General features: G+C 67.4%; 13 protein-coding genes and 1 pseudogene. 8 read left to right on the top strand and 6 right to left on the bottom strand.

Annotated features, from left to right (window positions below; translation table 11 throughout):
• Window positions 1-22: 22 nt before the first annotated feature.
• Window positions 23-1,129 carry a phosphoribosylformylglycinamidine cyclo-ligase gene (purM, locus tag ABIC78_RS05105; protein WP_054130704.1) on the bottom strand — a complete coding sequence of 369 codons (1,107 nt, stop codon included), beginning with the start codon at window positions 1,127-1,129 and terminating at the stop codon, window positions 23-25.
• Window positions 1,130-1,213: 84 nt separating this feature from the next.
• Between purM and ABIC78_RS05100 the strand changes: the two genes are divergently transcribed.
• The 5 genes and pseudogenes from ABIC78_RS05100 to ABIC78_RS05080 all read left to right on the top strand — a co-directional run bounded on the left by ABIC78_RS05100 (window position 1,214) and on the right by ABIC78_RS05080 (window position 4,633).
• Entirely contained in the window at window positions 1,214-2,500 is a 1,287-nt protein-coding gene (locus ABIC78_RS05100) for a heavy-metal-associated domain-containing protein (protein ID WP_231627528.1), read from the top strand.
• A 112-nt stretch (window positions 2,501-2,612) separates the two neighbouring features.
• On the top strand, window positions 2,613-3,221 hold the full coding sequence (locus ABIC78_RS05095; RefSeq protein ID WP_369801215.1) for an HdaA/DnaA family protein: 609 nt from the start codon (window positions 2,613-2,615) through the stop codon (window positions 3,219-3,221).
• Window positions 3,222-3,252: 31 nt separating this feature from the next.
• Window positions 3,253-3,927, top strand: coding sequence for a serine O-acetyltransferase EpsC (epsC, locus tag ABIC78_RS05090; RefSeq protein ID WP_054130703.1), 675 nt, complete (start codon window positions 3,253-3,255; stop codon window positions 3,925-3,927).
• 38 nt (window positions 3,928-3,965) lie between these two features.
• Window positions 3,966-4,314 (top strand): annotated as a pseudogene (locus ABIC78_RS05085) (DUF2794 domain-containing protein).
• A gap of 16 nt (window positions 4,315-4,330) precedes the next feature.
• On the top strand, window positions 4,331-4,633 hold the full coding sequence (locus tag ABIC78_RS05080; protein WP_054130702.1) for a hypothetical protein: 303 nt from the start codon (window positions 4,331-4,333) through the stop codon (window positions 4,631-4,633).
• 6 nt (window positions 4,634-4,639) lie between these two features.
• Here the strand turns inward: ABIC78_RS05080 and ABIC78_RS05075 are convergent, their stop codons facing one another.
• The 5 genes from ABIC78_RS05075 to ABIC78_RS05055 form a co-directional block, all read right to left on the bottom strand.
• On the bottom strand, window positions 4,640-5,971 hold the full coding sequence (locus tag ABIC78_RS05075; protein ID WP_054130701.1) for an ABC1 kinase family protein: 1,332 nt from the start codon (window positions 5,969-5,971) through the stop codon (window positions 4,640-4,642).
• Window positions 5,968-7,164 (bottom strand): FAD-binding domain-containing protein, encoded by a 1,197-nt coding sequence (locus ABIC78_RS05070; protein ID WP_171794739.1) that lies wholly within the window; start codon window positions 7,162-7,164, stop codon window positions 5,968-5,970. Before ABIC78_RS05070 ends, ABIC78_RS05075 begins: the two co-directional genes overlap by 4 nt.
• Window positions 7,165-7,234: 70 nt before the next feature.
• Complete coding sequence (locus ABIC78_RS05065; protein ID WP_171792771.1) at window positions 7,235-7,843, bottom strand: DUF4328 domain-containing protein; 609 nt, start codon at window positions 7,841-7,843, stop codon at window positions 7,235-7,237.
• 59 nt (window positions 7,844-7,902) lie between these two features.
• Window positions 7,903-9,003: a branched-chain amino acid aminotransferase gene (locus ABIC78_RS05060; RefSeq protein WP_171794738.1), complete on the bottom strand. Its 1,101-nt coding sequence runs from the start codon at window positions 9,001-9,003 to the stop codon at window positions 7,903-7,905.
• A 456-nt stretch (window positions 9,004-9,459) separates the two neighbouring features.
• Window positions 9,460-10,023 carry a hypothetical protein gene (locus ABIC78_RS05055; RefSeq protein WP_171794737.1) on the bottom strand — a complete coding sequence of 188 codons (564 nt, stop codon included), beginning with the start codon at window positions 10,021-10,023 and terminating at the stop codon, window positions 9,460-9,462.
• Between the two features lie 25 nt (window positions 10,024-10,048).
• On the opposite strand from ABIC78_RS05055, the gene ABIC78_RS05050 reads away from it, so the two are divergent.
• The 3 genes from ABIC78_RS05050 to ABIC78_RS05040 all read left to right on the top strand — a co-directional run bounded on the left by ABIC78_RS05050 (window position 10,049) and on the right by ABIC78_RS05040 (window position 11,842).
• A complete protein-coding gene (locus ABIC78_RS05050) occupies window positions 10,049-10,855 on the top strand; it encodes a TlyA family RNA methyltransferase (protein ID WP_354488055.1) in 807 nt (268 codons plus the stop codon).
• An 80-nt stretch (window positions 10,856-10,935) separates the two neighbouring features.
• Window positions 10,936-11,502, top strand: coding sequence for a TspO/MBR family protein (locus ABIC78_RS05045; protein WP_062786124.1), 567 nt, complete (start codon window positions 10,936-10,938; stop codon window positions 11,500-11,502).
• Between the two features lie 76 nt (window positions 11,503-11,578).
• Entirely contained in the window at window positions 11,579-11,842 is a 264-nt protein-coding gene (locus ABIC78_RS05040; protein ID WP_169041968.1) for an accessory factor UbiK family protein, read from the top strand.
• The last annotated feature ends 36 nt before the right edge of the window (window positions 11,843-11,878 follow it).

Raw genomic sequence — 11,878 nt, 5'->3', positions numbered from 1 at the left:
AAGCCCCGCACAGCCCGAAGCCTCAGCCGATATGCACCGCTTCCCATGGTTCGCGCGCAGACCATGCCTCGGCGCTGCCGAACACGGTGCAGCCCTTGTCGCCTTCCACCACCGTGCCGATGGTGAACACGGTTTCGCCTGCCGCAGAAAGGTCGGCGGCCAGGCTTGCCGCCTCGCTGGCTTCCACCGCCAGCACCATGCCGATGCCGCAGTTGAACGTGCGCGCCATTTCGCCCGGCTCGATGTGGCCCTGTGCCTGCAGGAATGCCATCAGGCGCGGCTGTTCCCAGCTATCGGCGTCGATCCGCGCATGCAGCCCCTTGGGCAGAACGCGCGGCACGTTTTCGAGGAGGCCGCCGCCGGTGATGTGCGCCAGGGCATTGATCCGGCCCGAACGGATGAACGGCAGCAGCGTCTTTACATAGATGCGCGTCGGCTCGATCAGCACGTCGATCAGCAGGCGCTCATTGTCGAACAGGGCAGGGCGATCGAGCTTCCAGCCCTTGTCGGCGGCCAGGCGCCGCACCAGCGAATAGCCGTTGGAGTGCACGCCCGACGAGGCCAGGCCGAGCAGCACGTTGCCCGCGGCCACCTTGTCGCCGGTCAGCTGTTCGCCGCGCTCCACCGCGCCCACGCAGAAGCCCGCAAGGTCATAGTCGCCATCGGCATACATGCCGGGCATTTCGGCGGTTTCGCCACCGATCAGCGCGCAGCCAGCCAGCTTGCAGCCATCGGCAATGCCCGCCACGACTCGCTGCGCCACGCCGTTGTCGAGCCGGCCGGTGGCGAAGTAATCGAGGAAGAACAGCGGCTCGGCGCCCTGCACGATCAGATCGTTGACGCACATCGCGACCAGGTCGATGCCGATCGCGTCGTGGCGGTCATGGTCGATCGCCAGCTTGACCTTGGTGCCCACGCCATCGTTGCCGGCCACCAGCAGCGGGTCTTTGTATCCTGCCGCCTTGAGATCGAAAAAGCCGCCGAATCCGCCCAGTTCGGCGTCTGCGCCGGGGCGTGCGGTGGCCTTGGCGAGCGGGCCGATGGCCTTCACCAATGCGTTGCCGGCGGCGATGTTCACGCCTGCCTGTTCGTAGGAATAGCTCTGGGGCTTGGAGGTGTCGTTGGCCATGATGATCGGCGCCTAGCCGTTTCCGGCTTGGATTTCCACTTGCCTTTGGGCAAAAGCGCCCGGCACCCTTTGTCCGGAGTTCCCTTGGCCGTTCTGCGCCTGTCCCGTTCGACCCGTTTTTCCCGCTCGTGGCTGGCATTTGGCGCCGGGGCTGCGGCGCTGGCCGTGGCCGGTGTCCTGGCCGGGCCGGCGATCATGGCCCAGATCGAGGGCGATCGCGGCATCGCGCCAATCGCCAGCACTGGCGATTTCGAGGTGAGCGGGATCGAGGTCAACGTATCGGGCAGCTCTGCCGCCGATGCCCGCGCCAAGGGCTGGCAGGAAGCGGAAAAGCTTGCCTGGCAAAAGCTTTGGAAAACCAACGGGCTTGGTGGTGGCACCGCGCCCGCGCTTGATGCCGGCACGCTCGATGCGATGGTCGCGGCCGTGGTGGTGGAACAGGAACAGATCGGCCCGCACCGCTATATCGCGCGGCTGGGCGTGACGTTCGATCGCGCCCGCACCGGCGGCTATCTCGGCATGCATGGCCAGGTCGCGCGGTCGGCGCCGCTGCTGATCATTCCCGTGCTGTACGAGGGCGGCGTGGCCTCGGTCTATGAAACGCGCACGCCGTGGCAGCGCGCCTGGGCCGAATTTCACACCGGCGAAAGCGCGATCGATTACGTGCGCCCCAATGGCGGCGGCGCCGATTCGCTGCTGCTCACCGAGGGCCAGCTATCCCGGCGCAGCCGCAACTGGTGGCGCCTGGTGCTCGATGAATTTGGCGCGGCCGACGTGATCATGCCGATCGCGCGGCTCACCCGCGAATTTCCCGGCGGGCCGATCCACGGCACCTTCACCGCGCGCCATGGGCCTGACAACCGCTTCATCGGCCAGTTCGAACTGACCGCGCCGAGCGATGAACAGCTGCCGCTGATGCTGGCCGATGCGGTGCACCGCCTGGATGCGCTCTATACCGGCGCGTTGCAGCAGGACCAGCTTGCGCCCGATCCCTCGCTCAACATGGCGCCGCAGTTCGATGCCAAGCTGATCAACCAGATTCTCGATTCGCTGGGGCCGGTGCAGCAGTCTGCGCCCGGTACGGTGGCACAGCCCGGCGCCCCGGCAGCGGTCGGCGCGGCCCCGGCAGCCCCGGCCGCCACGGTCACGGTGCAGGTTGCCACGGCCGATGCCGCCGCGCTCGACGCGGGCATGGCGGCGGTGCGCGGCGTGGCTGGCGTGCAGGGGGTTGCCACCAGCAGCGTGGCGATGGGCGGCACCTCTGTCCTGCGCGTCACGTATGCCGGCGATCTCGATGCGCTGGCGGCAGCCCTGCGCGCGCAAGGGTGGAAGGTAACCAGTGGCGCTAACGCGCTATCGATTCGGAAATAGCCGTTTATCCCCACCTGCGGCACCGCGATCCACAGGGTAACCCCCAGATTCGCGCCTGTTTCGCGTGGCGGGGGGCGCTCTTGCCGTTCCCTTCCCGTTCCCGCCTCCCTATATGACCGCCATGACAAGCCAGATTGCCCTTCCGCTTTCGCCAGCTAACGGCGCCGAAAACATCGTGGTCGGCCCTTCGCTGCAGCCGGTGATCGATGGCCTGATGGCCGGCCATGACTGGCCCTATCGCAGCTGCATCCTGTCGGGCCCCGCGCGCTCGGGCAAAAGCCTGCTGGCGCGCTGGTTTGTGGCCTCGGACCTGGGTGATGCGCTCGATGGCGCTGATCGCCTGCCCGAGGACGAGGTGTTCCACGCCTGGAACCGCGCCCAGGCCAGCGGCCGCCCGCTGCTGTTGATCAACGATGCCGGACCGGGCCAGTGGCGGGTGACGCTGCCCGATCTCGGTTCGCGCCTGGGCGGATCGATGGCGCTGACGATCCCCCCGCCGGACGAGGAATTGCTGATCCAGCTGCTGGAAGAGCATGCCGCGCGGCGTGGGCTGGCGCTGGGCGATGCCGCGCTGACGTTCCTGCTGCCGCGGATCGAGCGTAGCCACGCTGCCGCCGAGACGCTGGTGGAAACAATCGACCGGCTCAGCCTTGAGCGCAAGGCGCCCGTCACCATATCGCTGGTGCGCGATGCCCTGGCGCAGGTGCAGGGAGCGGATTGACCGATCCTGTCGGGATAAGGGATAAGAGGTGATGGTTTCAGGCCTGATCGCATACCTGGATTCCATCCGCGCCCGCGACCCGGCACCGCGCTCGCGGTGGGAAATCCTGCTCTATCCCGGCCTTTTGGCCGTGGGGCTGCACCGCGTGGCGCACTGGCTGTTCGAAGGGCGGATGTTCTTTGCCGCCCGGCTGGTCAATCACCTGTCGCGCTTCCTTACCGCGATCGACATTCACCCCGGCGCCACCATCGGCCGTCATCTGTTCATCGACCATGGCTTTACCGTGATCGGTGAAACCGCGCAGATCGGTGACGACGTCACGATCTACCAATGCGTCACGCTGGGTGGCACCAACCCGGCCAATGGCATTGCCGGCAAGCGCCATCCCACCCTGGCCGATGGCGTGATCGTCGGCTCGGGCGCGCAGATCCTGGGGCCAATCACCGTGGGCCCCGGCGCGCGCGTGGGCGCCAATGCCGTGGTCACCGAAGACGTGCCCGCCGGTGTCACCATGGTCGGCATCAAGTCACGGCCCACCCACGTCTCGATGGAAACCTGGCTGCGCGATTTCGTGCCCTATGGCACGCCGTGCGATGAGCCTTGCGATGCGGCCGATGTCGCGCGCGTCGAAGCGCTGGAGGCCGAGGTTGCCGCGCTCAAGGCGCAGGTTGCCGAACTGCTTGCCGATCGCGCGGTGAAGCTCTGAGCGCGCCAGGCAAAGGACCGGGCGATCTGCCCGGCAACGTGGTGCCGCTGGTGCCCGTGGTGCCGCTGGCTGCGCGCCCGGTGCCGCAGGTGGCGTTCGATCGGCTCGAACTGCTGCGCATCCTCGATCTCTATGGCCGCATGGTGGCGGCTGGCCTGTGGCGCGACTATGCCATGGATTTCGGCCGGGAAGCGGCCAGTTTCTCGGTCTTCCGCCGCACGGCAGAGCGACCCACGGCGCGGATCGAAAAGCGTCCCGCGCTGCGTGGTCGCCAGGGCATGTGGGCGCTGTATGGTGAGGCGGGGCCAGGTGCTCAAGCGCGGGCACGAACTGGCCGGCGTGCTTTCGCCGCTCGAACGCCGCCTGCTCAAGGTGGTGGAAGATTAACCGCATCGCGCGGCCAGTGCGCCTTGTTCTGGTCCTGGGACCGCTGCTGTGGTTGCCGGCCTGCACCGATGCCCCGGCCCACCGCGCCGCCAACCACCATGAAACCCCGGTGATGCGTGTCCTCTACCGCGATGGGCATGACAGCATGCTGCTGACTTTCCCGCGCGATGGCCACGCCATGCCGGCAGACGAATGCCACGCCGCCCTGCTGATCGACGGGCAAAGCGGGGCAGCCCGGCAGATATCTCCGACCGAAGCAGCGGCCCGCACCCGCACCATGCAGCTTTCCGGGGCCACGCCGGGCGTGTGCCCGACATAGCTGCATTTAGTTCGCGTCGGGTTGCGCGCCGATGGCTTCTGCCGCCAGGTCGCGGATCGGCACACGCGCGCGCATGCGCACCGCCAGCAGCGCCGTGCCGCTGACCTTGCGCTGCACCAGCAGGGTTTGCACCGGCGGCACATGCCAGGCAGAGCGGTCTTCCGCAATCGGCCGGCCGATGCGGCGCAGGTCTTCGACAAAGGCGCGATCGGAAAAATCGAGCGGGCCGGGGCGCGAAAGATGCGCCATCAGCACGGCGATCATCGCATCGATGCGCTCGCCATGCCGCTGCAGCAGGGTGGGGGAAACGAACCCTACCGCCAGGATCGCATCGCGCAGCGCCTGGGAATCTTCGGCCAGGCCCGCCGCCAGCACGGCGCGATAGGCGGCTGCGGTTTCCGCCGGCACCGGCCGCGCCGCCCCGAAATCGAGTAGCACCAATTTGCCGGTTTCCGGCTGCCAGCGATAATTGGCAAAGTTCGGGTCGGTCTGCATGTAGCCGAACACGAACAGCTCGTGCAGCGTCAGGTTGAGCAGTGCGGTCAGCATCGCGTCGCGCTGTTCCTGCGGCGCCTGCGCCAAGGTATCGATCGCGCGCCCGGCCACATAGTCCATCGCCAGCACGCGGGTGGTGGTCAGCGCATCGACCGGGGCGGGCACCAGGAACTGCGGGTCGCCAGCGAGCAGATCGCGATAGTGGCGCATCTGCGCGGCCTCGCGCACATAGTCGGCCTCTTCGTGCAGCTGGCGCTTGGCCTCTTCCAGCAGCGGCGCGATGTCGAGCGAGCTGGGCAGGAGGTTGGACAGGCGCAGCAGCGTCGCCACGTTGTCAACATCGGCATCGATGCTGGCGGCCACGCCGGGATATTGCACCTTGATCGCCAGTTCGCGTCCATCGGGCAGGCGTGCGCGGTGCACTTGCCCGATCGAGGCGGCGGCCAGCGGGCGCGGATCGAAATGGACAAAGCGGCGGCGCCAGTCCGGCCCCCATTCTGCGTTGAGCACCTGTTGCAGCTGCGCCGGTGGCATGTGGTGCGCCGAATCGCGCAACCGCGCGAGGATCGCGGTCAATTCGGCCGGCAGCATGTCTCCGGCATCGAGCGAAAGCATCTGGCCCAGCTTCATCGCCGCGCCGCGTAGGCGCGAGAGTTGCTCGGTCACGCGCATGGCATTGGCCGGGGTCAGCACCAGGTCGCTCAATTGCGGGCGCTCTCCGCGCGCCAGACGCCGTGCGCCTTCGGCCACAACCCCGCCAGCCAGGCCCCCAGCCAGTTGGCCAAAGGCGGCCAGCCGTGACAAGCGCCCGCTTGGCACCTTGCGCCCTGCCGAATCGCTCACGCCGGTTCTTTCAGCAACAGAGGCAGCAAGGCGGGAATCTCCTGTTTCAGGGCAAAGAAACCGCGCCGGCAGTGCGGCCATACGGTGTTGTCCCAGGTGCGCAGATGTTCGGCCAGGGCCAGGCCCTCGCTTTCGACCAGCGCGCGGATGACGGGCAGGGCATCGGCCAGCGGGCCGACAGGGACGAAACCGGTCACGATCTGGCTGGTTCCAGCAGCGCGCGCGGCATCGGCCAGATCGGCCGGGCTCTCGATCCATTGCGCCGGCACCTGCCAGTGCGCCGCCGCGCGCGCCAAAGCATCGTCGAGCGCGGTGGCGTCGGCAGCGTCGCCGGCATGGCTGCGGCAGGCGACCACGCCGCGCACCGGCAGGCGCGATAGCGCCGGTTCCTGCTCAAGCCCCGCATCTTCGGGCGTGATCCACACCAGCGTCGCTCTGCCCGAATGGGGAGCAAGCGGCGCGCGCCAGGGCGCCGCGGCGGGCGGCGGCGCTTCGGCCGGGATCGTGGCTGTGCTGGCCAGGCCCTTGGGGGCAAAGCGGCCGCCGGTCATTGCGGCAATGCGTTCGGCATCGGCCAGATAGGCCTTGCCGGCCGTGTGCAGGCCCGCCACCCAGCGCCACGACAATGTGTTGGATGCCGGATCGCCATCGCCTAACTGGTCGAGGAAATGCGCCGCGCCCAGTTCCCACGGCAGGCCCAGGGTAAAGATCCAGGTCGAGGCGACCTGCATGCGCGCCCAGTTGTGCAGGTACCCGGTCTGCGCCAGTTCGCCCATCCAATGGTCGAATGCGTCGATGCCGGTATGGCCGGCCACGGCATCGCCATGGCGCTCAGCCAGATCGGTATCGCGGCGCAGCGCCTGCCGTGCCGCATCACGCCCGGCCAGATAGCGTGTCCAGATCGCCGGGCGCTGTTCCAGCCAGCCTTTCCAATAGGTGCGCCAGAACACCTCGCTGATGAAGCTGGCCGCCGCATCGGGGCCATGGGCCGCCACCACCGCGTCGACCACGTCCGCCTCGCTCAGCACGCGGCGGCGCAGCGCGGCCGACAAGCGCGAGACGGCGTCGTGATGGCCTGGTCCCTGGTCGAAATTGCGCCGCCTGGCATAGTCCACCCCGGCATGCGGCACGAACTGCGCCAGGCGTCCGAGTGCTGCGGCGCGTGTGACGGGGAAGATGGAGGGATCGGCCATGTCCAGCCTATCGGCGCGATTGCCGATGTGGGCGAGCCGTCCCTTAGTTCAGTAGGTGCGGCAGGCGTGGTCAGGCAAAGACGGCCGCCTGCGTCAGGCCAGCCTGCGCGTGGTTCACCGTGCGCACCAGGCTGCGCAGCAAGATGCACGCCGCGAGACCCGCCACGGCCACCACCGGCACCAGCACGAAACGGCCGAACTCGGTGGCTTCGATCCCGGCGCGGTTGCTCAGGTTCATGCCGATCATCGCCACCAGCCAGGCGCCCCACCATTGCGGCAGCGTGGCGGTATCCTGCCCGGTGATCTGGCCATCGTGCAGCACGCTTTCGCGCCAGATCTCACGCATCACGTCATAGGGCTTGAACAGCCCGGCCACCGGCACGAAGGTCCACAGCCAGGCCATGACGGCGCCGTGCTTCAGGTTGCGGCCCGCCGCGCGCAGGTTGGCATTGGCGCGCGACAGCCACATGCTGGAAAGGATGATGGCGAGCAGCGCGGCGATCACTCCCAGGATGGCGGCCGGGGCCATGACCGAGGGGAGGGTGCGCATGCCGTCGATGGTGCTGGTGCCAACCAGGGCAATGGCCATCATCACGCCGCTCACCGGCAACAGCCAGGATAGCACGGCCGTCAGCCGGTTGAGCCGGAAAAGCCCTTGTTCCAGTGTCAATTTCGCCACGCGCATCCCCCGCCGTTTCCCTGGGGGATAAGCGGGGGCTGGCGCGGCGGCAAGCGCGATCAGGCGATCTTCTTGACCCAGCCGTGGGTATCGGCCGCTTCGCCGCGCTGGATCGAGACCAGGCGCTGGCGCAGCTTTTGCGTCAGCTGGCCGGGGCCGCCCGAACCGATGGTGAATTCGCCGTTGTGATCGGCCACTTTGCCCACCGGGGTCACCACCGCGGCTGTGCCACAGGCAAAGGTTTCCACCAGCTTGCCCGATGCGGCATCGGCGCGCCACTGGTCGAGGCTATAGCGTTCCTCGCGCACCGTCAGGCCTTCCTCGCGCGCCAGGGCGATCAGGCTTTCGCGGGTGATGCCGGGCAGGATCGTGCCGCCCAGCGGCGGGGTGACGATCGAGCCATCGTCGAACGCGAAGAACAGGTTCATGCCGCCCAGTTCCTCGATCCACTTGTGCTCGGCCGCATCAAGGAACAGCACCTGGTCATGGCCGCGGGCAAAGGCTTCGGCGGTGGGCACCAGGCTGGCGGCATAGTTGCCGCCGCACTTGGCCGCGCCCGTGCCACCAGGCGCGGCGCGGGTATAGTCGCTGACCCAGATCGACACGGCGGGCGAGCCCGACTTGAAATAGTTGCCGGCGGGGCTGGCGATCACCATGAAGCGATAGGCCTTGGCCGGGCGCACGCCCAGGAATGCTTCGGACGCGAACATGAACGGGCGCAGGTAGAGCGAGCCGCCTTCGACCGTGGGGAACCAGTCTTGGTCGGTCAGCACCAGTTGCTCAACTGCGGCGATGAACAGGTCTTCGGGGATTTCGGCCATGGCCAGGCGGCGCGCCGAGGCATTGAAGCGCGCGGCGTTGGCTTCCGGGCGGAACAGGGCGATACCGCCATCGGCCAGGCGATAGGCCTTCAAGCCTTCAAAGATTTCCTGGGCATAGTGCAGCACGGCGGCCGCCGGATCGAGCGCGATCGGGCCATAGGGCAGGATCTGCGCGTTGTGCCAGCCTTCGCTTTCCGACCAGTCGATCGAGACCATGTGATCGGAAAACTTGGTGCCAAAGCCGGGATTGGCCAGTACCTGCGCGCGCACATCGGCCGCAGCGGGTGCGGGATGGGGAACGCGGGTAAAGCGCAACGCAGGCGCGGCGGTGGTCGCCATGGCACAATCATCCTTGAAGATAGGGAATCGGTGATTCGCCCGTTGAACGATTGTTGCGTTTAACGCAAGGAAAAAGAAATAAATGTGAAGGGCCGCCTCGGCAATCCGAAGCGGCCCTTCGCATGGTCAGCGGCCGGAAGTGCCGCTCACGAAGCCTTTATCGCTGTGCTGGAAATCAGCGATAATGCCTCGCGCTGCGGAATGCCGACCTCTCTGCTGAACCATGAGACATCGGATCACCTCCTTTCGCGCTGTTGAGCCAAAGTCGCTGCCCGGGGCGTTCCGAACAGCTGGGCCGGGAGGGTTTCAGGTCCGCTCACCAACCTTGTGATCTATGTGCGCAATCGGGGGACAAACAACAAGACTTGCATTCATTTATTTTGCCGTCAAAATCGTCGCTTCGCGCCTGCGTCGAGACGGCCAGGATAGGCGTCAAACCCCAGGTTTTGCGGGGTTTCAGCGGCAATCCTCGATCACCCGGCCCACTTCTGCCCATGCGGGCAATACCAGGGCGGGCAGGCCGTTGACATCGACCATGAACCGCCCCCGGCTGAACGCCATGGCATCGAGCAGGTTGTCGCGCGCGGGCAGGGTGATCGCCAGGGTCTGCGTATCGAGCGGCACTGCGCTCATCGCGCGCTGCTGGCTGGTGGTGGTGATCGTGGCGGGCACCGGCTGGCTGGCGGCGCCGGCAATGCGAAGGGTGACCTGGCCCTGGCGGCATTCCATGGCAAAGACCGCGCCCACGCCGGGCTGGCCGAACTGCGCGAGGCCATTGGCATAGCGCCAGGTACCCGGCGTTTGCGGCAGATCGCGCCAATCGGTGGGCGCACTGGCCATGGGCGGCGGGGCATAGGACGGCGGCGGCGCCGGGGCAGGGCGCACCGGCGCAGGCGGGATCACCGCCTGCGAGGCGCAGCCGGCGGCCAGCAGCGCCAGCGTGGCGGCGCCAAGCCCGGCCCAAGGGGAATTTCGCGGCGGAGAATTGCGCCCATGCCGGGCGGCGCGGTTGATCTTCATGCCCGGCTTATGGAAGGAAGCGGGCGTGACCACAACCCGAACGCCCTCGCCCGATCCGGCACCGCGTGCCAAACCTGCGTCCAAGCAGCGTATCGACCAGTTGCTGGTCGAACGCGGCCTGGCGGAAAGCCGCGCCCGCGCCCAGGCCCTGATCCTGGCTGGCCTGGTCTATCTCGGCCAGGCCAAGGTGGCCAAGGCCGGGCAGGCCGTGCCCGCCGATGCCCAGATCGAGGTGCGCGGCCGCGATCATCCCTGGGTGTCGCGCGGCGGAATCAAGCTGGCCCACGCGATCGACCATTTCGGCCTTGATCCCGCCGGGGTCATCGCGATGGACATCGGCAGTTCCACCGGCGGCTTTACCGATGTGCTCCTGCAAAAGGGCGCGGCGCATGTCTTTGCGGTGGATTCAGGCACCAACCAGCTGGCCTGGAAGCTGCGCCAGGACCCGCGTGTCACCGTTCTGGAGCAAACCAGCGCGCGTATCCTGACACCCGCGCATATCGACCGGCCCGCCACCTGGGTGGTGTGCGATGCCAGCTTCATTGCTCTCGCCAAGGTGCTGGAAGTGCCACTGGCGCTGGCGGCGCGGCCCACCCGGCTGGTTGCGCTGATCAAGCCGCAATTCGAAGTGGGCCGGGCCGAAGTGGGCAAGGGCGGGGTGGTGCGCGATCCCGCGCTGCATGCCCGCGTCTGTGCCGAGGTGCGCGATTGGCTGGAAAGCGGCGGATGGACCGTGGAGGGCATCGTCGAAAGCCCGATAACCGGGCCAGAGGGCAACGTAGAATTCCTTATAAATGCGTTTCGGAATGAGATTCCCTCGCCAATTGCCTAGAGCGACGACACTTGCCATACCGTTCACGGGGCCGGGCATCTTCCGGAACCATTTGCTTGAGGCAGACGTAAAACCACACCATGCGTTACCTTGCTTCACCCGCGCAGCTTCGCGCCAGCCTCGTGCGCTGGTCGCTGTTCACCATTCCCCTGGTGCTGGGGCTGGGTTTCCTGTCCGGCCGCTCGGCTGGCAGCGGGCCTGACAACCCGTGGTTTGCCGCGCTGGTCAAGCCGGCGATCTTTCCGCCGCCGGTCACGTTCGGCATCGTGTGGAGCGTGCTGTACCTCGCCATGGGGCTGGCCTTGGCCATGGTCCTGGCCGCGCGTGGCGCGCCGGGGCGGCCGGTGGCGGTGGTGGCGTTCATCGTGCAACTGCTGCTCAACCTGTCGTGGAGCCCGGTGTTCTTTGCGCTGCATCGCATGGTCGTGGCGCAGGGGATCATCCTGGCGCTGATCCCGCTGGTGGCGCTCACGCTCTATCTGTTCTGGCGGGTGCGGCCTGCGGCGGGGTGGCTTTTGGCGCCCTATCTTGCCTGGGTATGCTTTGCCGCGTTTCTCAATTTCCAGTTCATCCAGGCCAATCCTGGTGCCGATGGGGCAATGGCGCCAGCACCGGCCGCCGTGCACATCGATTTCCAGCAGGGATAACTGCATTGGGCGCTTGCGGTTCGTCGGCGCCCACACCATGTAGGCGGCAAGACGTTCAACCCCAGGATGGGCCGCCATGCAGACCGAAAACCCGATGATCGCCGATTTCGTCAAGGTGCTGAACAGCGCCGCCGGTACGCTGGCCGGGCTGGGCCGCGAAGCGGGCGAAACCGCCCGGGAAAAGGCGCGTGAAGTGTTTGGCGGCTTTGACTATGTCACCCGCGAGGAATTTGCCGCGGTCAAGGAAATGGCCGCCACCGCCCGTGAAGAGGCAGAAGCACTCAAGGCCCGCATCGCCGCGCTCGAAGCGCGCCTGGCCGGCAGCGCCGACCAGGCCTGACCGCGCAAGGCAGTGGCGCGCCCAGTGTGCCACTGC

Origin of the sequence: Novosphingobium sp. 1529, from assembly GCF_040544855.1 — a bacterium.
Classification (GTDB): domain Bacteria; phylum Pseudomonadota; class Alphaproteobacteria; order Sphingomonadales; family Sphingomonadaceae; genus Novosphingobium; species Novosphingobium capsulatum.
This window is presented reverse-complemented; position numbering and strand designations above follow the sequence as displayed.

Bases quoted from the DNA above. Each gene is read 5' to 3' on its own strand.
- ABIC78_RS05060 (WP_171794738.1), bottom strand. From the start codon at position 9,003: ATGGCGACCACCGCCGCGCCTGCGTTGCGCTTTACCCGCGTTCCCCAT.
- ABIC78_RS05055 (WP_171794737.1), bottom strand. From the start codon at position 10,023: ATGAAGATCAACCGCGCCGCCCGGCATGGGCGCAATTCTCCGCCGCGA.
- purM (WP_054130704.1), bottom strand. From the start codon at position 1,129: ATGGCCAACGACACCTCCAAGCCCCAGAGCTATTCCTACGAACAGGCA.
- ABIC78_RS05045 (WP_062786124.1), top strand. From the start codon at position 10,936: ATGCGTTACCTTGCTTCACCCGCGCAGCTTCGCGCCAGCCTCGTGCGC.
- ABIC78_RS05040 (WP_169041968.1), top strand. From the start codon at position 11,579: ATGCAGACCGAAAACCCGATGATCGCCGATTTCGTCAAGGTGCTGAAC.
- epsC (WP_054130703.1), top strand. From the start codon at position 3,253: ATGGTTTCAGGCCTGATCGCATACCTGGATTCCATCCGCGCCCGCGAC.
- ABIC78_RS05070 (WP_171794739.1), bottom strand. From the start codon at position 7,164: ATGGCCGATCCCTCCATCTTCCCCGTCACACGCGCCGCAGCACTCGGA.
- ABIC78_RS05095 (WP_369801215.1), top strand. From the start codon at position 2,613: ATGACCGCCATGACAAGCCAGATTGCCCTTCCGCTTTCGCCAGCTAAC.